General features: G+C 65.5%; 19 protein-coding genes. 9 read left to right on the top strand and 10 right to left on the bottom strand.

Annotation, left to right across the window (positions count from 1 at the left end):
* Window positions 1-25: 25 nt before the first annotated feature.
* The 4 genes from I6F38_RS00250 to I6F38_RS00235 form a co-directional block, all read right to left on the bottom strand.
* Window positions 26-1129, bottom strand: a complete 1104-nt coding sequence (locus I6F38_RS00250) for an alkene reductase (RefSeq protein ID WP_225158587.1) — start codon at window positions 1127-1129, stop codon at window positions 26-28.
* Window positions 1130-1214: 85 nt separating this feature from the next.
* A complete protein-coding gene (locus I6F38_RS00245; RefSeq protein ID WP_225158586.1) occupies window positions 1215-2075 on the bottom strand; it encodes an SDR family oxidoreductase in 861 nt (286 codons plus the stop codon).
* A gap of 100 nt (window positions 2076-2175) precedes the next feature.
* On the bottom strand, window positions 2176-2679 hold the full coding sequence (locus tag I6F38_RS00240; protein ID WP_225158585.1) for a DUF1993 domain-containing protein: 504 nt from the start codon (window positions 2677-2679) through the stop codon (window positions 2176-2178).
* A gap of 351 nt (window positions 2680-3030) precedes the next feature.
* Window positions 3031-4377 (bottom strand): lytic murein transglycosylase, encoded by a 1347-nt coding sequence (locus tag I6F38_RS00235; RefSeq protein ID WP_225158584.1) that lies wholly within the window; start codon window positions 4375-4377, stop codon window positions 3031-3033.
* Window positions 4378-4561: 184 nt separating this feature from the next.
* Here I6F38_RS00235 and I6F38_RS00230 point away from each other — a divergent pair, with 184 nt between their 5' ends.
* Window positions 4562-6214 carry an ATP-binding protein gene (locus tag I6F38_RS00230; protein WP_225158583.1) on the top strand — a complete coding sequence of 551 codons (1653 nt, stop codon included), beginning with the start codon at window positions 4562-4564 and terminating at the stop codon, window positions 6212-6214.
* Between the two features lie 216 nt (window positions 6215-6430).
* Window positions 6431-7360, top strand: a complete 930-nt coding sequence (gene htpX, locus I6F38_RS00225) for a zinc metalloprotease HtpX (RefSeq protein ID WP_141340519.1) — start codon at window positions 6431-6433, stop codon at window positions 7358-7360.
* Window positions 7361-7556: 196 nt separating this feature from the next.
* Here htpX and I6F38_RS00220 read toward each other — a convergent pair whose 3' ends face one another.
* Entirely contained in the window at window positions 7557-8507 is a 951-nt protein-coding gene (locus I6F38_RS00220; RefSeq protein WP_225158582.1) for an aldo/keto reductase, read from the bottom strand.
* 395 nt (window positions 8508-8902) lie between these two features.
* On the opposite strand from I6F38_RS00220, the gene I6F38_RS00215 reads away from it, so the two are divergent.
* The gene (locus tag I6F38_RS00215; RefSeq protein ID WP_028338617.1) at window positions 8903-9238 is read left to right on the top strand and encodes a GYD domain-containing protein; all 336 of its coding nucleotides are present in this window, start codon (window positions 8903-8905) and stop codon (window positions 9236-9238) included.
* Window positions 9239-9807: 569 nt separating this feature from the next.
* On the opposite strand, the gene I6F38_RS00210 is transcribed toward I6F38_RS00215, so the two are convergent.
* Window positions 9808-11061 carry a Spy/CpxP family protein refolding chaperone gene (locus I6F38_RS00210; protein ID WP_225158826.1) on the bottom strand — a complete coding sequence of 418 codons (1254 nt, stop codon included), beginning with the start codon at window positions 11059-11061 and terminating at the stop codon, window positions 9808-9810.
* Between the two features lie 468 nt (window positions 11062-11529).
* A complete protein-coding gene (locus tag I6F38_RS00205; RefSeq protein ID WP_225158581.1) occupies window positions 11530-12972 on the bottom strand; it encodes a short-chain fatty acyl-CoA regulator family protein in 1443 nt (480 codons plus the stop codon).
* 239 nt (window positions 12973-13211) lie between these two features.
* Here I6F38_RS00205 and I6F38_RS00200 point away from each other — a divergent pair, with 239 nt between their 5' ends.
* From I6F38_RS00200 to I6F38_RS00190, 3 genes are all read left to right on the top strand, one after another.
* A complete protein-coding gene (locus I6F38_RS00200; protein WP_016839740.1) occupies window positions 13212-13421 on the top strand; it encodes a hypothetical protein in 210 nt (69 codons plus the stop codon).
* A gap of 211 nt (window positions 13422-13632) precedes the next feature.
* The gene (locus I6F38_RS00195) at window positions 13633-14208 is read left to right on the top strand and encodes a hypothetical protein (protein WP_076826141.1); all 576 of its coding nucleotides are present in this window, start codon (window positions 13633-13635) and stop codon (window positions 14206-14208) included.
* 21 nt (window positions 14209-14229) lie between these two features.
* On the top strand, window positions 14230-14982 hold the full coding sequence (locus I6F38_RS00190) for a hypothetical protein (protein WP_225158580.1): 753 nt from the start codon (window positions 14230-14232) through the stop codon (window positions 14980-14982).
* Here the strand turns inward: I6F38_RS00190 and I6F38_RS00185 are convergent.
* Window positions 14979-15866 carry a metallophosphoesterase gene (locus I6F38_RS00185; protein WP_225158825.1) on the bottom strand — a complete coding sequence of 296 codons (888 nt, stop codon included), beginning with the start codon at window positions 15864-15866 and terminating at the stop codon, window positions 14979-14981. The genes I6F38_RS00190 and I6F38_RS00185 overlap by 4 nt on opposite strands.
* Window positions 15867-16013: 147 nt before the next feature.
* On the opposite strand from I6F38_RS00185, the gene I6F38_RS00180 reads away from it, so the two are divergent.
* From I6F38_RS00180 to I6F38_RS00170, 3 genes are all read left to right on the top strand, one after another.
* Window positions 16014-16502, top strand: coding sequence for an NUDIX domain-containing protein (locus I6F38_RS00180; protein ID WP_016839736.1), 489 nt, complete (start codon window positions 16014-16016; stop codon window positions 16500-16502).
* Window positions 16503-16541: 39 nt separating this feature from the next.
* Window positions 16542-17054, top strand: a complete 513-nt coding sequence (locus tag I6F38_RS00175) for an N-acetyltransferase (RefSeq protein WP_225158579.1) — start codon at window positions 16542-16544, stop codon at window positions 17052-17054.
* A 110-nt stretch (window positions 17055-17164) separates the two neighbouring features.
* Window positions 17165-17482 carry an EthD family reductase gene (locus I6F38_RS00170; protein WP_225158578.1) on the top strand — a complete coding sequence of 106 codons (318 nt, stop codon included), beginning with the start codon at window positions 17165-17167 and terminating at the stop codon, window positions 17480-17482.
* Between the two features lie 181 nt (window positions 17483-17663).
* Here the strand turns inward: I6F38_RS00170 and I6F38_RS00165 are convergent, their stop codons facing one another.
* Together I6F38_RS00165 and I6F38_RS00160 are read right to left on the bottom strand one after the other, a co-directional pair.
* Window positions 17664-20030 carry a TonB-dependent receptor gene (locus tag I6F38_RS00165; protein WP_225158577.1) on the bottom strand — a complete coding sequence of 789 codons (2367 nt, stop codon included), beginning with the start codon at window positions 20028-20030 and terminating at the stop codon, window positions 17664-17666.
* Window positions 20031-20141: 111 nt separating this feature from the next.
* On the bottom strand, window positions 20142-20564 hold the full coding sequence (locus tag I6F38_RS00160; RefSeq protein ID WP_225158576.1) for a DUF2946 family protein: 423 nt from the start codon (window positions 20562-20564) through the stop codon (window positions 20142-20144).
* Between the last annotated feature and the right edge of the window lie 78 nt (window positions 20565-20642).

The following is a 20642-nucleotide window of genomic DNA, read 5'->3' as shown; positions in this document are numbered from 1 at the left end:
GACGATGTGGAGAGAGGAGCGCTCCCTACTCCGCCGCCTCGGTCGCCTTCAGCGCCGGATAATCCGTGTAGCCCTTGGCGCCGCCGCCGTAGAAGGTCGCCTTGTCCCACTCGTTGAGCGGCGCACCGGCCTTGAGCCGCTCGACCAGATCAGGGTTGGAGATGAACGGCTTGCCGAACGCGATCAGGTCGGCCGCGCCGGCCTCCAGCACCTTCTCCGCCAGCGCGAAGTCGTAACCGTTGTTGGCGACATAGACCTGCTTGAAGCGCTTGCGCAAAGAGGCGTAGTCGAACGGCGCGATATCGCGTGGGCCGCCGGTTGCGCCCTCGACGACGTGGAGATAGGTCAGCTTCAGCGCACTGAGCTGGTCGACGATGTAGTCGAACAGCGCTTGCGGATTGGAGTCGGTGATGTCGTTGGCCGGCGTCACCGGCGAGATCCGGATGCCGGTGCGATCGGCGCCGGCCTCGGTGGCGACCGCCTTGGACACGTCCAGCATCAGCTGGGCGCGGTTCTCGATTCCGCCGCCATAAGCGTCGGTGCGCTTGTTGGTGCCGTCGCGGGCGAACTGGTCGAGCAGATAGCCGTTGGCGCCATGGATCTCGACGCCGTCGAAGCCGGCCGCCAGCGCATTCGCCGTGCCGCGCTTGAAGTCCTCGATGATCCCGGGAATTTCCGACAATTCGAGCGCGCGTGGCTCGGACACGTCGGCAAACGTGCCGTTCACGAAGGTCTTGGTCTTGGCTTTGATCGCGCTCGGCGCCACCGGTGCGCCGCCGTTCGGCTGCAGTGCGACATGCGAGATGCGGCCGACATGCCAGAGCTGGATGAAGATGCGGCCACCGCGCTCATGCACCCGATCGGTGACCCTGCGCCAGCCCTCGACCTGTTCCTTCGAATAGATGCCGGGCGTGTCCTGATAGCCCTGGCCCTGCTGCGAGACCTGGCTCGCCTCGGTGATCAGAAGGCCGGCGGAGGCGCGCTGGCCGTAATAGTCCACCGCGAGCGGGCTCGGCACCATGCCGGGCGGCACCGCGCGGTTGCGCGTCAGTGGCGCCATCACCAGGCGGTTCGGCAGCGTCAGCGCGCCGAGCTTGTAGGGCTCGAGAAGTTTGGTCGATTGGCTCATGTAAATGTTCCAGAGAATGACTGATGAAGGAGAATTGTGCATTGCCGCGACGAGCGCAATGCCCGAGGCATTCGCGCTCCGCAGACTAGCCGCGCACAATTCCGCCCATGTGGCCGGCATCGAGGAACAAGGTGTGCGCGTTCACGTAGGAGGATTCATTCGAAATCAGGAACAGCGCAGTATAGGCGACCTCCCAGCCGGTGCCCTGGCGGCCGAAAGGCACTGTCACGGCGCGGTCCGATCGCCTGCGGCTGGCGTCGCGCCCCATCGGCGTGTCCATGAAGCCGGGCGCGATCACATTGCAGCGAATGCCCTTGTCCTCGCCGGCCCGCGCGATCGCCCGCCCCAGCGCGATCTGCGCCGCCTTGGAGGATTCATAGGCCGGGTTGCGGCCGCCGGCGCGCTGGCTCGCCATTGAGGAGATCAGGGTGATCGCGCCGCCCGGCGCCATCACCTCCAGCGCCTTCTGCGCGAACAGCATGTGGCTGCGCACATTGACGGCATAGTCGCGGTCCCAGGCTTCGGCCGTCATCTTGGGCAGCGACAGGCCGGAGGAGATGCCGACATTGAGCGCCAGCCCGTCGAGCCCGCCGAGCCGTTGCGCGCAGCGTTCCACCGCGGGCGCGATCGCCGCGACGTCGGCGACATCGACCACGTCGGTGAAGGCCTTGCCGCCTTCGCCTGTGATCTGCGCGACGGTGTCGTCGGCGGCGTCCTTGTTGACGTCGAGGCAGGCGACCGACGCGCCCTCGCGCGCGAACAGCACGCTCATGGCGCGGCCGTTGCCGATCGGCGGCGCTTCATCCACGGTTGTGCGCTGTCCCGCGCCGACCACGATGACGCGCCGCCCGGCGAGGCGGCCGTGGTTCTTCGCCAGTCCGAGCGCTTCGGCATGCAGCGAAGCGGACGGATCGATGGCTTTCGGTGCGTGGGTTGTGGTCGACATGGCGTGCTCCCTGACGTCTTGTTGTTGTCAGGGAGCAGTAGCACGGGCGAGGGCGTGAAGCGAAAATCCCGTCGCGGGGAATATGGATCGCCGAAGCGCGTCAGCTGACGCCGAGGAAATCGCGCTTGCCGATCTCGACGCCGTTGTGGCGCAGGATGTCGTGCGCGGTCACGGCGTGGAAATAGAAGTTCGGGAACGAGAACGCGCTGAGGAATTGCTGGCCCTTCAGGGTCATCGTGCGATCGGGGCCGATCGGGAAGGTGACGTCCCTGGCGTCGGCGCCGTTGAACTGCTCCGGCTTGAACGACTTCACATAGTCGATCGTCTTGGCGAGCCGCTGCTTCAGCTCACCGATGCTCTTCTCGGTGTCGGGCGTCGACGGCACGTCGCTATGGGTCAGCCGCGCGCAGCCCCGTGCGGCGTGATCGCAGACCAGCTGCACCTGCTTGGTCAGCGGCAGCATATCGGGATAGAGCCGCGATCCCAGCAGCACCTCGGGCGCGATCTTCTTGGCCTCGCAATGCGCCTCGGCCTTGGTCAGCTCGCCGGTGAGGCTGTTGAGGATCTGCAGGTAGGCGGGGACGACGGCGTCATGAAAGGACATGTGATGCTCCCTGTTCTGATGAAATCCGGATGTTACCGAACGGCGATGCTGCAAGTGGGGCGGCAAGGGGAAGAATACAACTGCGGGCGGCTGTAACACTTGGTCAAATATTTCCCGCGGGCGGCATTCTTGATCCCGTCATCCTGAGGAGCGCGAAGCGCGTCTCGAAGGATGCACGGCCCCAGTGTGGCCGATTCATCCTTCGAGGCTCGCTCCGCTCGCACGTCAGGATGACGGATCGCCAGAGTCTGCGTAGCCCGGATGCAGCGCAGCGCAATCCGGGGAGGCGCATCGGGGCTTGTCCCGGATTTCGCTGCGCTGCATCCGGGCTACGGAAAATGGGCGTTCGCTCTACCGCATCCCCGGTGCCGCGGCATCGGCGGCCGGCTGGGTGCGGGGCCCGCCGCGCATCCGCGCCAGGAGCTCCGCGGTCGGCCAGGAATCCGCCGGCAGGCCGTATTTCATCTGCATCGCCTTCACCGCACTGCGGCTTGCCTGTCCGAGCACGCCGTCGATCTTGCCGACGTCGTAGCCGGCGCGCGCGAGCAGTCCCTGCAGCTCCTTGATCTCATTGAACGGCAATTGCGCGACCGGACCGTGCGGCCGCTGCATCGGCGGTGCGCCCGCGACGCGGCCGGCGAGATAGCCGGCGGTGGTCGAATAGATCAGCGAGTTGTTCCACTCGGTGTAGGCGGCGAAATTCGCATAGGCGAGGAACGCCGGACCCATCCGGCCCATCGGCAGCAGCAGCGAGGCCGGCATCTCGTCATTCGGCAACGGCTTGCCGTCGGTCAAGCTGACGCCGAGCGCCACCCATTTCGAGCGCGGCAGCTTGATGGTGAGGTCGGCCTGGTCCCACGGGAAATTCGCGGCCTGCGGCACGCGCACCTCCTGCAGCCACGGCTCGCCGCGCCGCCACTTCAATCCGGTGGCGATGTAGTTCGCGGTCGAGCCGATCACGTCGGGGCCGCTTTGCAGGAGATTGCGGTGGCCGTCGCCGTCATAGTCGACCGCGTAGTTGAAATAATGCGTCGGCAAGAATTGCGTCTGGCCGAGCTCGCCGGCCCATGAGCCGATCATCTCGTCGGGCGTCAGGTCGCCGCGCTCGATGATCTTCAGTGCGGCGATGGTCTCGCCCTGGAACATCTCGGAGCGGCGGCAATCATAGGCCAGCGACACCAGCGATTTCAGCGTCGGCAAATTGCCCATCTGGACGCCGAAATCGCTCTCCAGTCCCCAGAACGCGGCGATCACCGCCGGCGGCACGCCATACTCCTTCTCGGCGCGCGTGAATGCGGCGGCATAGGTCCGGATGTATTGCTGGCCCTGCTGCATGCGATAGTTCGCGGCCATGCGGCCGGCGAACTGGGTGAAGATCTGCCCGAACACGCGCTGGCCGCGGTCGCGGTTGACGATGCCCTGGTCGTAGATCAGGTAGGGCGCGGCCTCCGCGATCGTGCGCTGCGAGACGCCGGCGGCGACCGCCTTCTGCTTCAGCTCGGCGAGGAAGCGATCGAAGTTCTGCCCGTTGTGGCAGGACGCAGCCCTCGGCGAGGCGACGGCGGCCGGGCGCGGCCTGACCGGCGTGGGATTCAAGGGGCTGGGCAACGGCTGCTGCGCCGAGGCGAGGGTGGAGAGCGCCAGCGCCCCCGCGATCGCTGCGATCATGATCGGGGCGCGGAGGGGAGAGGCTGGCATCGATGTCACCGGCTGGAAAAGGGGAATTGAAGCCCAATCTGCATACACCAGGGCGACACCGGGCAACAACGGGGGTAGCGCCGTTAGACCAATTGGGCTGAGGTAGGTTGAGCCGCGGCCGCTATGATCGGCCGGTGATTCGCGCGCAGGGGTGTCGGCGGATCGATCACGCCCGGAGGGACCCATGTGGAGTTTTCTCGAGCGTCTTTTGGATTCGTCGACGTTTTCGCCGCACGGCATCTGCCTGCTGTGGGAGCCGGAGCTGATCTGGCTCCACGTGATTTCAGACGCGATCATTGCCGCTTCGTATTTCTCGATCCCGTTCGCGCTGGCGATCCTCGTCTCCAAGCGGCGCGATTTCCAGTTCGGCTGGATGGCCTGGCCGTTCGCCGCGTTCATCCTCGCCTGCGGCCTGACCCATGTGTTCTCGATCTACACGCTGTGGGTGCCGATCTACGGTCTCGAAGGCCTGCTCAAGGCGCTGACCGCTGTCGCCTCGATCTTCACCGCGGTGCTGCTCTGGCCGCTGATCCCGCGGATCCTCGCGATTCCGACCGAAGAGCAGTTGCGTGACGCCCATGTCGCGCTCGCCGAGGAGGGACGGCAGCGCCAGCGCTCGGAATTCCTGCTCGAGCGTTTCCGCGAGGCCGAGGCCAATGAGAGCAAGATCCGTCAGGCGCAGAAGATGGAAGCGGTCGGCCAGCTCACCGGCGGCATTGCGCACGACTTCAACAACATCCTCACCGTCATCACCGGCACGATCGACATCCTGGCCGAGGCGGTCACCCACAACCGCCAGCTCACCGAGATCACCGCGCTGATCCGCGACGCCGCCGAGCGCGGCGCATCGCTGACGCGGCATCTGCTCGCCTTCGCGCGCAAGCAGCCGCTGCAGCCGAGCGACGTCGACGTCAACGCGTTGATGGTCGATACCATCGAGCTGCTGCGGCCGACCATCGGCGACCATGTCGACATCGATTTTCGCTCCGCACCCGATCTGCCGCGCGCACTGGTCGATGGCAACCAGCTCGTCACCGCGATCATCAACCTTGCGCTCAACGCGCGCGACGCGATGCCGAAGGGCGGCCGGCTGACGATCGAGACCCGCACCGCCGAGCTCAAGCCATCGGACGTGAACGGCCATGACGGGCTTGCCGCCGGCGACTATGTCGCGATCGCGCTGACCGACAACGGCCGCGGCATTGCGGAAGCCGATCTGGCCAAGGTGTTCGAGCCGTTCTTCACCACCAAGGACGTCGGCAAGGGCACCGGGCTCGGCCTCAGCATGGTCTACGGCTTCGTCAAGCAATCCAACGGCCACGTCGTGCTCGACAGCGAGATCGGTCGCGGCACCAGGGTGATGCTCTATCTGCCGCGCGCGGCAGTGGTCTCAGCGGCAGCAGTGCCCGAACAGCGGCAGCCGGACGCGCGCGGCGCGCGGGAAATCGTGCTCGTCGTCGAGGACGACAGACTGGTGCGCTCCTATGTGCTGACCCAGATCGAGAGCCTCGGCTACACCACGCTGTCGGCCAATAATGGCCGCGAAGCCCTTGCCGTGCTCGACAGCGGCGCGCCGATCGATCTGTTGTTCACCGACGTCATCATGCCGGGCGCGATGAACGGACGCGACCTCGCCACCGAGGCGCGGAAGCGCCGCCCGGGCCTGCGCGTCCTCTTCACGTCGGGCTATACCAATGACGCCATCGACCAGGACGGCAAGCTCGAGCAGGGCATCCTGTTCCTGGCAAAGCCCTACAGCCGCGCCGAGCTCGCCCGCATGTTGCGCGTCGCGCTGCGCGAGGAGGGGGCGGTGATCGCGCAGGAGCCGGCGGCGTAGCAAAGGATCGTAGCCCGCATGAAGCGACATGCGGGACTGGTCTTACCCGTATATCGCTTCGCTCATGCGGGCTACCGATCGCCGCGGCAGATAACCGATTGTTAACCCCCGCCGCGTCGCTGCGACGCACTGGTTCCCCTTGCGGCTTCAGCGGCAAAATCCCTACCTCAGCGGCGTCAGTTGTGGCAGCATTCCGCTTGCCGTGAGGGAACAACGATGAACTATTTCCGCACCGCGCTCCTGCTTGCCGGCCTCACCGCACTGTTCATGGGGGTCGGCTATCTGATCGGCGGCGGCACCGGCGCCGTGATCGCGCTGATGGTCGCGGCTGCGACAAATCTGTTCACCTACTGGAATTCCGATCGCATGGTGCTGTCGATGTACGGCGCCCATCAGGTCGATGCGGGCTCGGCGCCCGAACTCTACAATCTCGTCGCCGAGTTGGCACAGCGCGCCGCTCTCCCGATGCCGCGCGTGTTCCTGATGGACGAAGCGCAGCCCAATGCGTTCGCGACCGGCCGCAATCCGGAGAATGCGGCGGTCGCCGTCACCACGGGCCTGATGCAGCAGCTCAGCCGCGAGGAGCTTGCCGGCGTGATCGCGCATGAGCTTGCGCATATCAAGCATCACGACACGCTCACCATGACGATCACGGCGACGATCGCCGGCGCGATCTCGATGCTGGCGCAGTTCGGCATGTTCTTCGGCGGCAACCGCAACAACAACGGCCCCGGCATCGTCGGATCGATCGCGATGATGATCCTGGCGCCGCTCGGCGCCATGCTGGTGCAGATGGCGATCAGCCGCACCCGCGAATACGCCGCCGACAATTATGGCGCGCGCATCGTCGGCCAGCCGATGTGGCTTGCCTCGGCGCTCGCGAAGATCGAGAACGCCGCGCACCAGGTGCCGAACATGGAGGCCGAGCGCAATCCGGCCACCGCGCACATGTTCATCATCAACCCGCTGTCGGGCCACGGCGTCGACAACCTGTTCGCGACCCACCCCTCGACCGCGAACCGCATCGCCGCGCTGCAGCAGCTCGCCGCCGAGCTCGGCACCCAGACCGCGCCGCGCCCGGCCGGTGGAAGCTATCCGCCGCGCAGCCCGTGGGGCGGATCCGGCCAGCGCGGCCCGTGGGGATAGGGTGAGACCAAGCCGTAGCCGCGAAGGCGGTGTGCTCCCTTGCCCCGTTCTTACGGGGAGAGGGTTGGGGTGAGGCGCTGTCTCCGCAAATACGGCGATAGCTGCATTCGCGGAAGCTCCCCCTCACCCGGAACGCATCTAGCGATGCGTTCCGACCTCTCCCCGCACGCGGGGCGAGGTGAAGTGAAGGCAGCTGCTACGCGCTCGCGGCGTCCAGCCGTTCGACCTGATCCTTGCTCAGCTCAAGTTCGGTCGCCGCGACCAGCGTTGCGACCTGCTCGGGCCTGGTAGCGCTGGCAATCGGCGCGGTGACGGAGGGTTTTGCCATCAGCCAGGCGAGCGCGACCGCGGCCGGCTCGGCGCGGGTTTCCGCGGCGACCTCGTCAAGACCGGCCAGGATGCGCATGCCGCGCGGGTTCATGTATTTTGGAATGCTGCGTGCACCGCGGGGGCTCTTGGCGAAGTCGCTCTCCGAGCGATATTTGCCGGTCAAGAATCCTGCGGCGAGCGAGAAGAACGTGATCACGCCGACGTCGTTCGCCTCGCAGACGCGTTGCAGCGCGCCTTCGTAGCTTGAGCGCTCCGCGAGGCTGTATTCGGGCTGCATGCTCTCGTAGCGCGGCAGGCCGTTCGCCTTGGCAATGTCGAGCGCGCTCTGGAGTCGCTCCGCCGAGAAGTTCGAGGCGCCGATGGCCCTGACCTTGCCGGCCTTGATCAGCTTGTCGTAGGCCGCGAGCGTCTCTTCCTGCGGTGTCGTCTCATCGTCCTTGTGGGACTGGTAGAGGTCGATGAAATCGGTCTGCAGCCGGCGCAGCGAGTCCTCGACGGCGCGCGCGATGTAGTCCGGCTTCAGCCCGACATTGCCGCCGCCCATGTCCATGCCGACCTTGGTGGCGAGGATGACGCGGTTGCGGTTGCCGCGCGCCTTCATCCATTTGCCGATGATCGTCTCGGATTCGCCGCCGCTGTGGCCCGGCACCCAGCGCGAATAGACATCCGCCGTATCCAGGAATGTCAGCCCCTGATCGAGCACGGTGTCGAGCAGTCGAAACGACGACGTCTCGTCCACGGTCCAGCCGAATACATTGCAGCCGAAGCACAGGGGAGGGACAGTGAGGCCGGAGCGGCCGAGCGCGCGATGCTTCATGAGTTTTCTTTCGCTTGTTCTTGATAGCGGGCGCCGGACACTGAGGCAGATCGCCCTTGTTTGCAAGGCGTTGTGCCGCAACCGCCTGGCAGGCGCTTGGCGGACGCGGATGGATCGGGACCGCTCGTCGGTCAGGTCAGGCACGCTGCCCCTCGACGCTGCATCGACTAAGGAAGAGATTCTGTCGCAGAGCAGAAACGCGATTTTATTTGCCGCGGGTCTGATGTAGATTGCGCGGCGAGCTGCCACCGGTTGCGCCGAAATCCGGAGAATGAGCGGCAGCGCGACTGGCCATCGGCAGGCCATTTCTTCTCATTTTTCAGTACGAAATGCTCTGCCCGGGCCGCGCGCCTGGGTGAATGTTTTTTTCATTCCAACCAAACGGAGCGATTGCCATGCATTTCTGCTTCTCTGGTGAATACACCCCGCGTTCCCTGAACAACATCATGGAAAACCCGACGACCAATCGATACGAGGCCGCGAAGAAGTTGATTGAGGCCGCCGGCGGGAAACTGATTTCGATGTACAGCACGGCGACCGATGGCCCCGGCGTGATGGTGATCTTCGACGTGCCGGATCCGAGCTTCGCGCCTGCGGTCAGCGGCGTGGTGGTGGCGGCCGGCGCCATGCAGAATGTGAGGCTGATCCGGCTCTTTACCCAGGACGAGATCAAGGTGGTGCGTCAGCACGCGACCAAGCTCAAGGCCGCCTACACGCCGCCCGGCGGTTAGCAGGCCGAGCGATCCAAAACGGCGCAGATTGATCTGATGGCCGGTGTCACTCTCGCGCGGCGGCGCTTGCTGGCGTCCCGCGCGGAGGCGAGGGCCGTTGCGCGCCGCTGATCCGGGGCGTCAACGGATGGGCACTAGCTCAGGCGGATGTCCTGGCTACGTGCATGCCGGCCACAGCCCCGGCCGGTTGTGCCGTCGCATGACGTCCGCCGCCTCGCTCGGCCTCCGCTTCAGCAAGACGAGCGCAGTACGCGCTAAGGCGCGATGAGATCAGGGCGTGTACTCATGAATTCTTCGCGTCCGCTTTGATCTCGGAAGCTGACGTTGAGGCCGACATCGCCGTATGTCGGCCTTGGGCCAATAAGCAACATCCAAAGAAGTTCAGTTGACTACGTGCGGGCCTCAAAGTTCATGTTGAACGGCGTCTCGGTCGCGCGACCGAACTACTTAGAGCCCGCCCCTATAACGCATGCTCGCATGTCCAGCCCTTCTTAGCGGACAACTAGCAAATGCGACAGGGGATGCGAAGTATCGCCTTGGCCTACCAGCGCCGCTTGGGGATGGAAAAATCACACCCCCCGCTTCTTCAGACCGAGCCCCTCGAACTGCGTCTTCTGCTCGTCACTCAGGTTCCAACGGAAATCGTCGACCGCGTCGTTCACGCTGATGATCGCCTCTCTCATCGTTTCCAACCGCGCCTTTGCGGCCTTAAGGCGGGCCGGCGGGGTGAGCGCGTCCTTTGGCGGGCATGGGTTTAAGGCTTCCATGGTGCCCATCGTGGTATCCTGCACCACTTCGAGCGCGGCGCGTTGCGTATCGTTCAGTTTCAGGCTGGCGACGATGTCGTCGAGGGGCCATTGCTGGGCGACGAGCTGGCGGTATTGCTTTTCGGCCTGTTGCTCGTCTTGCGGTTCACGGCTCGCCTGGCAGGCGGCGTCCTGCATCTCCTTCAGCTTCGCGGCCGCAGCGTTAGCGCGGCGGTCGCGTTCGGGCGTGTTGAGCTGGGCCTTCTGTTCATCACTTAGGAGATCGTAGAATTTTTGAAATGGCGGCATAACGGTCGCAACTGCGCTCAGCATCGCGTTGACGCGGCTCTGCATGGCCGCGAATCGCTCCAGCGCGGTGGTTGCGGTCTGTGCTGGACAGGAAGCGCGGATGGTGTTGCCGGCGGAAATCCAGGCGCTCGCGAGCTCGTCGAAGGCTGCGCGCTGCGCCTCGTTCGCCGCGACCGCCAGGCCGATCCGCTCGAGGGGAAGGCCGGTCGTCTCGGCGGTGTCGCCGCTACAGAATTCCTGCACCGAGAGCGCTTTGCGATGCCGCCTCCCGGCGCGGCGCTCGGCCGCAAACGCTGAGAGATCGCTCGCAGCGTAAGGCGAGAAGATCGCGGCGTAGAGATCGCCGTAGCCATAGGCCCAGAAGCCGCTGCCATCATTGAGAAGCGCGTAGTCATAGAGATCGCTATAGGCAAACGGCCAGAAGAGCGGACCGACCCAGCCGTATGAACCGTCGGAGTGCTGCCACCAGCCTTGCGCAGCTCGGCCGCCCTGCCAGCCGGCCAGCGCGGCGACGGCAGTGAGCTGCGCGCGCTCACTCGGGCCGATCGACTCGGCGGCGGGGCGAAGATCTTGCGGTCTTAGAGCAGCCATGCGGACGCGGCTGTGGCGCGCCGCCATGCGTGCGTGGCGGAGACCCGCGACCGACAGCACGCCGGCCATCGCGAAGCGCGCGACACTCACGGGGCCGCCAACGCGCAGGCGGAAACCCGCCTCGGCCGCGCTCGGCAGCGCTCCCAGAACGCCAATTGCAACGCCGGCCGCAGCCATTCCAAGGCGGGACTTTGACATGATCTCTCCCTCGGTCTCTCCCTTGGCGGTCCAGGCCACATCGCGTCACAAATATGACTCGCAGCGGAACCGAAAGTTCCTCCCGCCGTTTTCATTGGGTGAACCAGCGGTCAGGTCACGACGTCAACGGATTAGTCGCGTCGAGTACACGCGCTGGGTCGAATCGTCATCGCGCTTTAGTTTGGTGTGTGATTCGCGCAAACGCGTTGTCGCGAGGGAAAGCCGCTTCGCACTTTTCCGGATCATGCTTTAGCGCACGTCGTCCTCGGTCGAATCCTTCCTCCGTTTTCGGCGGCCAGGTGCCGCGCCGGATCAGCGCCTCGTGCAGGAGATGTGCACGCTGTTCGTCGCACCCGATGGCTGCAAGGCAGTCGAAGGTGCGATCAGCAAGGACGGCTGGTGCAAGGCCTTTGCCGCGGTGGATTGATCGGTGGATTGATCCTTGGCTCACAACTCCCGCGCATTCGAGAACGCGAACGAGGACACGCGCCGCGTCGTCTCGTCCAGGATCAGGGTGCGCGTGATCGGCGGCTCGGCGCGCTGGCTGCAATTCTCGCGCTCGCAAAGCCGGCAGTTGACGCCAATCGGGGTGCCCTCGACCTTTTCCAGATCCATGCCGGTGGCATAGACGAGTCTTGCCGCATGACGAATCTCGCAGCCGAGCCCGATCGCAAAGCGCGGCTGCGGCTGCGGGTAGGGCGCCACCGGCCGGCGCACCATCTGCGCGATCGAGAAGTAGCGCGTGCCGTCCGGCAATTCGATCACCTGGCTGAGCAGGCGATCCGGCATGTCGAAGGTCGAGTGCACGTTCCAGAGCGGGCAGGTGCCGCCGAACTTGGAGAACGGGAAGGTGCCCGAGGAGAACCGCTTCGACACGTTGCCGGCATTGTCGACGCGGAGCAGGAAGAACGGCACGCCGCGCGCGTTCGGCCGTTGCAGCGTGGTGAGGCGGTGGCAGACCTGCTCGAAGCCGGCGTTGAAGCGCTGCGCCAGCACGTGGACGTCGTAGCTCAAGGCTTCGGCTGCGGAATGAAACGCCTGATAGGGCATCATCGCAGCGGCTGCGAAGTAATTGGCGAGCGTGATGCGGTAGAGCCGGCGCGCGGTGTCGTCGAGCGGGCCGGCGCGGCTGACGATGGCGTCGATCGCGGCGCCGCACTCGACAAAGCCGATCTGAAGCGCAAGCTGGAAGCTGCGGCCGGAGCTGTCGACCAGTTCGGAGATCAAGAGCTGCCGGCGATGCCGATCGAAACGGCGCAGCGTCTCGCGCATCACGTCGACCGGCATCACGCGAGTCAAAATCGAATGTTTTTCGCGCAAGCGCGTGGTCAGCGCCGTGAACAGGCCTTCGGTCGGCACGTTGAGCTCGTCGCGCAAAGTCTCCGCGGCGGTCTCGAGCTCCGGAAAATAGTTGCGGTTGGCCTCGATCAGGTCGCGCACCCGCTCGATCGGATTGGCGTCGAATTGCGAGCCTTCGCGGTCGGCCATCTGCGCCGCCACCAGAGTCTCGCCGCGGCGCGCCTCGGTGTAGGCGGCGTAGAGCCGCTGCAGCGCGTGCGTTACGCCGGGGCAGAGCTCGGCGAGGTCGCGCAGCTCCTGCTTCGGCAGGTCGATCTGGCGGAACAGGGGATCGGAGAAGATCTCGTTGAGTTCTGCGAAGAAGCGATCCTCGTCGGCGGTGGCGAGGTCGCGCAAATCGAGATCGTAGGTCTCGGCCAGCCGCAGCAGGATCTGGGCCGTCACCGGGCGCTGGTTGCGCTCGATCAGGTTGATGTAGGAGGGCGAGATGCCGAGCCCCTCGGCGATCTGGGTCTGCGACAGCCCCAATTGCTGGCGGATCCGCCGGAAGCGCGGACCGACGAAGAGTTTCTTTCCGGACTCGCCAGGCATGGCAGGCTTCCTGACCTATTTTGTGACAGAATTTACAAATCGACATTTATTACAAGTTCAGATGTTACATGACATCACCAATAAAAAACAATGCATCTGTACGAACTTCGCGTTTTCGCGTTTATCTCCTGACACGCAGTTCGCAATGCTCTGTCAAGAATGTCGATGCGAGCAGGTTGCGGGGATCAAGGTGCAGGCGGCTGGGCAAAGGCAGCCCGATTTTTTGAAGGAGACTGACGATGAGCAAGGGCAGCAATTTCTGGGTGATCGGCGGCGAGTTCGGGTCGATGAACTTCCACAAGCTCGTCGAAGGCTCGGCCCAGGTCCGCGGTCCGTTCAAGACCCGCAAGGAAGCCGAAGAGTGCTGGAAGGAAGTCTCGGAAGAGAGCCGCCACAAGGCCGGCGTGCGCTTCTCCATCGTCGAGGAGCCGTCGCGGGTTTCGGCCTGAACGCCAGAATATTTCAGAGCTAAGAAAACGTCCAAGGACGGCGGCCCCATCCGGTTCATCCGGGTGGGGTCGACCGTTTTTGGAACAGCGTCAGGCCTTTGATCTGGGGATAAGTGGCGGCCTAAGTGCTTGGGAACCAACGCCCTTTGCGGACATCTTGGTTGCTGATAGGTTAATGAGCAGGAAACCCGTCACCACGAGACCGCAAGGCATGTCCGATCCGCAGAACACCGGCAGCGAGGCGCGCGAGATGCGGCCGACGCTGCGAGAGGCGCTGCGGCGGGCGCGGATCGAGGCGGCCGATCGCACCGGCGTCGTCGTCGAGTTGCGCGACGCCGAGGTGGCGCGGCTCGAGATCCTCAACGATGCGCTCGATCCGCTGTTCGCGCAGGTGCCGGACAAGGTCGATCTGTTCGACCGCGGCATCAGCCAGGGCGAGACGCCGCGGCTGTGGATCGACGTCGTCGCGCATGTGCTGATGGGGCGCGACAAGCGGATCTACCGCTTCGTGCAGGACACGAGGTTCGGCCGCATCGTGCTCGCCGAATCGCATGACGTGGCCGCGATCGTCGATGCCGTCACCGATTATGTCGCGCGCCGCCTGATCGAGCGCGAGCATGCGATGGTGGCAACGCCGCTTCCGGTCGCCGAGCCGCCGGCGCCGCCGCCCGTGCCGGTGACGCCGCCGAGGCGCCGCGGCGGGATCGGCATGTTCGTGTTCGGCTTCGTCATGGGCGCGCTCGCGCTGTTCGGTCTCGCGCTGTATGCGAGCTTGCAAAACTTCTAGCCGCTCAAGGGGCGGGGCATCGTGGTCATAACACCCGCCTCGGCATTTTTCGGCGTCCTGGCGGCGGCCGCGGTGGTCGGCAGCGCCGTGCTGTTCGGCAAGTGGCAAACGTTGCGGCGTGCCGAATACATCCGCACCTTTCACTGGCCGGCGGGCCTGTTGGCGCGGCTCGAGAAGCGTCACCCCGGCTTCACCCGCAAGGACAGCGCGCTGGTCTCGCGCGGCCTGCGGCAGTTCTTCCTCGCCTATCTGATGAGCGGCAAGCGTTACGTCTCGATGCCCTCGCAAGCGGCCGACGACCTCTGGCACGAATTCATCCTCTACACCCGCGAATACGACGCGTTCTGCCGCCGCGCCTTCGGCGGCTTCCTGCATCACACCCCCGCGGTCGTCCTGGTGAAGGAGCGGCGCAGGAGCAATGAGGGGCTGCGGCGGGTCTGGTGGTACTGCTGCAAATACGAGAACATCGATCCGGTCAGGCCGACCCGGCTGCCGCTGCTGTTCGCGCTCGACGCCAAGCTGAGCGTCGCGAACGGCTTCATCTATCACACCGACTGCGAGGCGCTGCGCCGCAGCGGCATCAGCGGCAGCAGTCCCTATTGCGGCGGCGATTTCTCCGACTCGTCGATCGACGGATCGTCAGCGGGTTTCGGCGATGCCGGCAGCGACGGGAGCAGTGGCGGCGATGGCGGTGACGGCGGCGGCGATGGTGGCGGCGGTGACAGCGGCGGCGGTTGCGGCGGTGGGTGCGGCGGCGGCGGAGGCGGCGATTAGGCTAGTCGTGCTTGCTTCAATTCGCGAATGCCGGCGTGATCACCGAGCCCGCGCACGGTCTGCTCGCAGCGCCAGCCATTGCCGTCACGCTCGATTGTGAACAAATTGTAGGCCGCCGCCGGATAGTGCTTGCGCGCCAGCGCCGATGCCGACGGCACGCCGATCGCCGGGATCTTCCGCTCCGGGCCGTCGAACCACATCGTCGAATGGATGTGGTCGTGGCCGTGCAGCACCAGCTCGACGCCGTGGCGCCTGAGCAGCGCCAGCAGCTGATGCGAATCGGTCAGGCGCTTGGCGCGGCCGTCGGAGTGCAGCGGGTGATGCACCAGGAGGACGCGGAAGGCGTCCTCCCGCGACAGCTGCGCGAGGATCGCATCAAGCGCATCGAGCTGGGGATGGCCGAGCCAGCCGGTGGCCATCAGCGGCGGCGTCGGCACCGCCGAGGAGACGCCGATCAGTGCCAGCGGCCCACGGCGGCGCACGAACGGAAAATGCGTCGCCGCGCCATCGGCGTCGCCGCGCAGATAGTCGCCGAAGTGACTGATGAAGCGATGCCGGGTCGCGCGCACATAGGCGTCGTGGTTGCCGGGGACCACGGTGACGTCGGCGGGCGGACCCACGCCCTCCAGCCATTGCCGGGCCGGATTGAACTCGGCGTCCAGCGCCAGATTGACCAGGTCTCCGGTCACGGCGATGTGGTCCGGTTGCTGCGCCTGCATGTCCGACACCAGCGCGTCGAGCACGTCGCGGCGGTGATATTTGTGACGGTTGCGCGTCCAGTTCAGGTAGCCGAAGGCGCGCTTGCCGGCGAGATCGCGCAGCCGCGCCGCCGGCAGCGGCGGCAGATGCGGGTCCGACAGATGCGCGAGGCGGAACGCCGCCATCATGCGATTCCCTTCGGATTGTCCGCGAAAAGTGGCCGGCAGCCGGTCATGTCGTGCTATCCCGAACGTCCTGCCCTGTATTGGCAAGAGCTGCGCAGGCGCGCAAGGATCAAAGCACGGATCAAACACCATGATGTCGAGGGTGCAGTGACGGTCCTGCTCGATTTACGCAAGCGCTACGAGCCGCAGATCAGATGGGTGTTTCATTTCTACTGGCGGCTCGTCCGCAGCATGACGCTCGGGGTCCGTGCCGTCGTGCTCGATGCCGACAACAGGGTGTTCCTAGTCAAGCACAGCTACGTCCATGGCTGGTATCTGCCTGGCGGCGGGGTCGAGGTCGGCGAAAGTTTTATCGAGTCGCTGCGGCGCGAATTGGAGGAGGAGGGGCGGATCGAGCTCAAGGGCGAGCCGGTGCTGCACGGCATCTTCCACAATAGCCACGTCTCGCCGCGCGATCATGTCGCGGTCTACGTCGTCAGGAACTACCGGCAGGACCGCCTGCCGGAGCCGAATCGCGAGATCGTGGCCTGCGGCTTCTTCGATCCGGCTGATCTGCCTGACGAGACCACCCCGGGCACGCGGCTGCGGATCGCGGAGGTGCTCGAGGGCAAGCCGCCGACGGCGACATGGCGGTGATGGACCGCGCCCGCGCCAGATGCTATCCCGCGCCCCACAATGACCGAATTGTCCCTGACCATCCTGCCCGAGACCCCGAAAGACGCCCAGGCGATCGAGCGTCTGCACGAGCGCACCTTCGGGCCCGGCCGCTTCGTGCTCAGCGCCTACCGGCTGCGCGAGCATGTCGATCATCTGCTCGATGTCTCCTTCACGGCGCGGATCGGCACGCTGCTGGTCGGCTCGGTGCGCCAGCTGCCGGTCACGATTGGCGATACGCCGGCCCTGATGCTTGGGCCGTTGACGGTCGAGCCGCCGTTCCGCAGCCGCGGCGTCGGCCGTGCGCTGCTCGAGCGTGCGATCAACGACGCCCGCGCCAAGGGCCACCGGCTGATCGTGCTGGTCGGCGATGAGCCATACTACGCGCGGGTCGGCTTCAAGCCGGTCCCGAAGGGGCGGATGACCATGCCCGGCCCGGTCGATTACAGTCGCCTGCTTGTCATGGAACTGGTCGACGGCGCGGCCGAGGGCGTGTCCGGGCCGATCCAGCCGGACTGGACCAAGGCGATCTGACTCCGCGAGCGGTGCCGGAACGGTTGCGCACCATCGGAAACTGAAGCACAGTTGAGGCAAGCGCCGGGACAAGACCGGCGCATGTCATATCAACAGGGAGAGTGCGCGCCATGATCAAAGTCAGTGTGATGTATCCGAACAATCCAGGCGCACGCTTTGATCACGACTATTATCGCGACAAGCACATGCCGCTGGTGAAGGCGCGCCTCGGCGACGCATGCAAATACTACACCGTCGACAAGGGCCTCGCCGGCGGCGCACCGGGGCAACCCGCAACCTATGTCGGAATGTGCCACATCTTCTGTGACTCGGTTGAGGCCTTCGCGGCCGGCATGGGCAAGCACGCCCAGGAGATCATGGGCGACATCCCGAACTACACCGACCAGCAGCCGGTGATCCAGATCAGCGAAGTCGTCGTCGGCCACTGATCGCCGACGCGAGCCGCAAGGCTCACACGCTCGTCCATCGGACATGTTCGTAGCCCGGATGAAGCGAAGCGAAATCCGGGATCGGCAACCGCGGACAGTGTTCCCGGATTGCGCTGCGCTCCATCCGGGCTACGCGATCGCAGAATCCCTCTGCCGCGAACGGCAGAGGGATACGCTTGGCTCAGAACTTCAGGTTGGCGAACGCCCGTATGCCGAGGCCCGGCATCAGCACCTCGTCCTTGGTATAGGAGACGGAGTTGCGGATGTTCTGGTTGAGCAGGTTGTTGCCGACCAGACCAAGCGTCATCTCGCGCGCGCCGATCCATGACGAATTCAGCTTGGTGTTGTAGGTGATCTCCGCGTTGAGGAGATTGTAGCCCGCGGTCGGGGTCTCGCCGATGACAGCGATGTCGTTCTGCGCGAAGGCGTGCACCAGATTGATGCGGGTCAGCCAGTTGCTGTCGCGCCAGTAGAAGCCGCCGCCGAGCCGCACCGGTGGAATCCGCGGCACGTTGCTGCCGTCGGTGAAGGTGGCGCGCACCACGTCGAACTGGTTCTCGATGCCCCAGATGCCGCCGTTGAGCGGGCCGATGTCGAACTGGCTCTGGAATTCGGCGCCGCGGAAGATCGCGTCACGCTGCGAATAAACCGCCTGCCGCGCCTCATTGTTGGGATCGCCATTGCCGCAGGAGTCGAAATCGTCGCCGCACATCACCCCGGTCAGGCGACGATAGATGAAGTTGCTGAAGCGGGTGTAGTAGGCGGTGGCCTCGAAGCGGAACGGTCCGGTCGCCTTGCGCAGGCCGATCTCGACCGATTTCGCGGTCTCGATGGTCAGGTTCGGATTGCCGATGTCGAAGGTCGCGGTCGCATCATGCGCGCCGCGCGAGAACAGCTCCGCAGGCTTCGGCGCGCGTTCGACATATTGCGCGGTGATGCTGCCGACGAGATCGCCGGGCAGGTTCTGCAGCAGCCCGATGCTGCCGCTGACCGGCGTGTAGGACGGATTGCGTGCGATCGAGCTCTGCGGTGCGCCGTCAGGCAGATAGTCCGCCGGGAAATTCGGCATCGATCCGTGCAGGTCGACATGCTCAATGCGGCCGGCGATCTGCGCCTTGGTCGAATCCGTGAACTTGAACTCGTTGAACACGTAACCCGCGACGCGGTTGTTGTTGTTCGGGCTCCACAGGCCGTTGAACAGCGAGGTCGGATCGTCCGGGCTCGGCGCGGTCAGCTCCTGATGTCCGGCCTGCACGCCGAACGCGGTCGTCACCGTGGCGAAGCGCGCGTTGAACGGCATCATCTGGACCTCGACGCGGGCTTCCTGCTCCTTGTTGGTGAAGGTCTGCCGCACGCCGTCGCTGAACGGGTCGGTCGGATCGGCGAGGCCGAGCTCGTTGTGGCGATAGTCGGTCGCGCCGACCCAGAACCGCACCGCATCGATCGCCGCGGTATCGGGCCGGTACTCGCCCTTGACGGCGATCTTGGTCTGGTGCGCGTCGATCCGGGTCTGGTGGTCGGCGCCGTCGATGCCGGGGATGTGGTAGAGCGAGTCGTTCTGGGTGATCGCCGCGCCGATATAGCCGCCCTGGAAGAAATAGGAGGCGCCGACCGACGCGCCGTCCGACTGCGTCGCGGAGTTCGGCTGACGGCCGTTCACCGGCCGGGTCTGGTCGAACAGATATGGATAGCTCGGGATGCTGTAGTCGCTGGTCGAGCGGCCATAGACGTCGGCATGCACGGCGACATTGTTGCCGCCGGCGTCCAGCAGCATGCCGCCCTCGACGCCGCGATTGACCGAACTGACCGACGTGCGGGTCTCGACATTGAGGCAACCCGGCGCGCCGGCGTCGGCCAGCGGAGCCTTCACCGGCAATCCGTAGCTCTGGAACGGCGCCGCCGCGCAGGTCGGCATCGCATCGGGAATCCGGTTGTTGGTGGCGCTGACGACGCCGCCGATCGAGGTCGAGCCGTAGCGCAGTGCGGCCGGGCCGCGCACCACTTCGATCTGGTTGGTCGAGAGCGGATCGATCGGGACGAAATGATCCTCGCCGAGATCCGACACGCCGCCGCCGCCGAGACCGTTTTCGACGATGCCGACGCGGTTGACGTCGAGGCCGCGGATGATCGGCCGGCTCGACGCGCCCGGCGCGAAGCTCGAACCGGTGATGCCGGGCTTGGAGAACAGGAGATCGCCGAGCGTGGCGGCGCCGGAGCGCCGCAGTTCCTCGTTGGGTATCACGGTGACGGTGGCGAACTGATCGGTAACCACGGGCAGCATGCCCTGCTGCGGTGCCGGCGCTGGTGCCGCAGCCGCCGGTTGCGCGGCCGCAGCGCGTTCGCGGTTGCGGCTCGGCGCGGCCCGGACAACATGGCTCGGCGTGCGCGTTGGCGTCGTCCGGTGCCGTTGGATCGGGCTCGGTGCCGTCACGGTGATGTCAGGGAGTTGCGTCGGCGTGTCGTCGGCCAGCGCATTGTGGCTCATCGCTCCCAGCAATAGCCAGCTCACGCTCCCGATGTGGAGTGCGCGTTTCTTCTGAAGTGTCATTGTCCCGTTCCAGGCCCGTCGAAATGACGGATCGATTCCGATTTGCCCCGCTGGCGCAGGCCGCAAATGTGACGCGGCCGTCCGCTCAGGGCGTGCAGCAATCAGTCGATGTCAGGACAGGGGAGGTGCGCGGGAGCGGAAGGCCGCCGGCGCCGATTTCAGATGGGCGAATTCGGCATTGGTGGTGCGGAACAGAAGCTCGATGGCTTCCGGCAGCAACAGCACCGGCGGCGCCGTGAACAGCATGCTGCTCGCGAGCGAGATGACGGCGCAGATCGCGCAATTGTCGGCCGGATGCCGGTCGTTGTCGGGATTGGCGGGCTGTGGCGTCCCGGTCACCTGGACCGCGAGGTCCGGCGTCGCCGAGGTCCCGATATAGGCGAGATCGACCAGCGACAGCCCGGTCTGGACTGCGGGCGCCGCTTGCGCAGCCGCGATCGGATGGAAATGCCCGAACGACAGCATGAACTGGACGGCGAGCGCGAACAGCGCCAGCCGCGAGCCAGTCTTGATGTGTCGCCGGAACCACTGCATGCCTGATGACGCCCGCCCAATCGGGAGCGCATCAACATCCCAGCGCCCCGATGTTACATTATAACATCGGATGGCGTG

The sequence above is a fragment of the Bradyrhizobium sp. BRP56 genome (assembly GCF_020194035.1).
Lineage (GTDB): Bacteria > Pseudomonadota > Alphaproteobacteria > Rhizobiales > Xanthobacteraceae > Bradyrhizobium > Bradyrhizobium australafricanum.
Note: the sequence above shows the minus strand (reverse complement) of the source record. Positions and strands in the feature narration are given on the sequence as shown.

Coding starts and splice junctions, on each gene's coding strand:
- I6F38_RS00160 (WP_225158576.1), bottom strand. CDS start 20,564: ATGCAGTGGTTCCGGCGACACATCAAGACTGGCTCGCGGCTGGCGCTG.
- I6F38_RS00230 (WP_225158583.1), top strand. CDS start 4,562: ATGTGGAGTTTTCTCGAGCGTCTTTTGGATTCGTCGACGTTTTCGCCG.
- I6F38_RS00215 (WP_028338617.1), top strand. CDS start 8,903: ATGCATTTCTGCTTCTCTGGTGAATACACCCCGCGTTCCCTGAACAAC.
- I6F38_RS00235 (WP_225158584.1), bottom strand. CDS start 4,377: ATGCCAGCCTCTCCCCTCCGCGCCCCGATCATGATCGCAGCGATCGCG.
- I6F38_RS00220 (WP_225158582.1), bottom strand. CDS start 8,507: ATGAAGCATCGCGCGCTCGGCCGCTCCGGCCTCACTGTCCCTCCCCTG.
- I6F38_RS00250 (WP_225158587.1), bottom strand. CDS start 1,129: ATGAGCCAATCGACCAAACTTCTCGAGCCCTACAAGCTCGGCGCGCTG.
- I6F38_RS00200 (WP_016839740.1), top strand. CDS start 13,212: ATGAGCAAGGGCAGCAATTTCTGGGTGATCGGCGGCGAGTTCGGGTCG.
- htpX (WP_141340519.1), top strand. CDS start 6,431: ATGAACTATTTCCGCACCGCGCTCCTGCTTGCCGGCCTCACCGCACTG.
- I6F38_RS00210 (WP_225158826.1), bottom strand. CDS start 11,061: ATGGCTGCGGCCGGCGTTGCAATTGGCGTTCTGGGAGCGCTGCCGAGC.
- I6F38_RS00165 (WP_225158577.1), bottom strand. CDS start 20,030: ATGACACTTCAGAAGAAACGCGCACTCCACATCGGGAGCGTGAGCTGG.
- I6F38_RS00205 (WP_225158581.1), bottom strand. CDS start 12,972: ATGCCTGGCGAGTCCGGAAAGAAACTCTTCGTCGGTCCGCGCTTCCGG.
- I6F38_RS00175 (WP_225158579.1), top strand. CDS start 16,542: ATGACCGAATTGTCCCTGACCATCCTGCCCGAGACCCCGAAAGACGCC.
- I6F38_RS00240 (WP_225158585.1), bottom strand. CDS start 2,679: ATGTCCTTTCATGACGCCGTCGTCCCCGCCTACCTGCAGATCCTCAAC.
- I6F38_RS00170 (WP_225158578.1), top strand. CDS start 17,165: ATGATCAAAGTCAGTGTGATGTATCCGAACAATCCAGGCGCACGCTTT.
- I6F38_RS00185 (WP_225158825.1), bottom strand. CDS start 15,866: ATGGCGGCGTTCCGCCTCGCGCATCTGTCGGACCCGCATCTGCCGCCG.
- I6F38_RS00195 (WP_076826141.1), top strand. CDS start 13,633: ATGTCCGATCCGCAGAACACCGGCAGCGAGGCGCGCGAGATGCGGCCG.
- I6F38_RS00245 (WP_225158586.1), bottom strand. CDS start 2,075: ATGTCGACCACAACCCACGCACCGAAAGCCATCGATCCGTCCGCTTCG.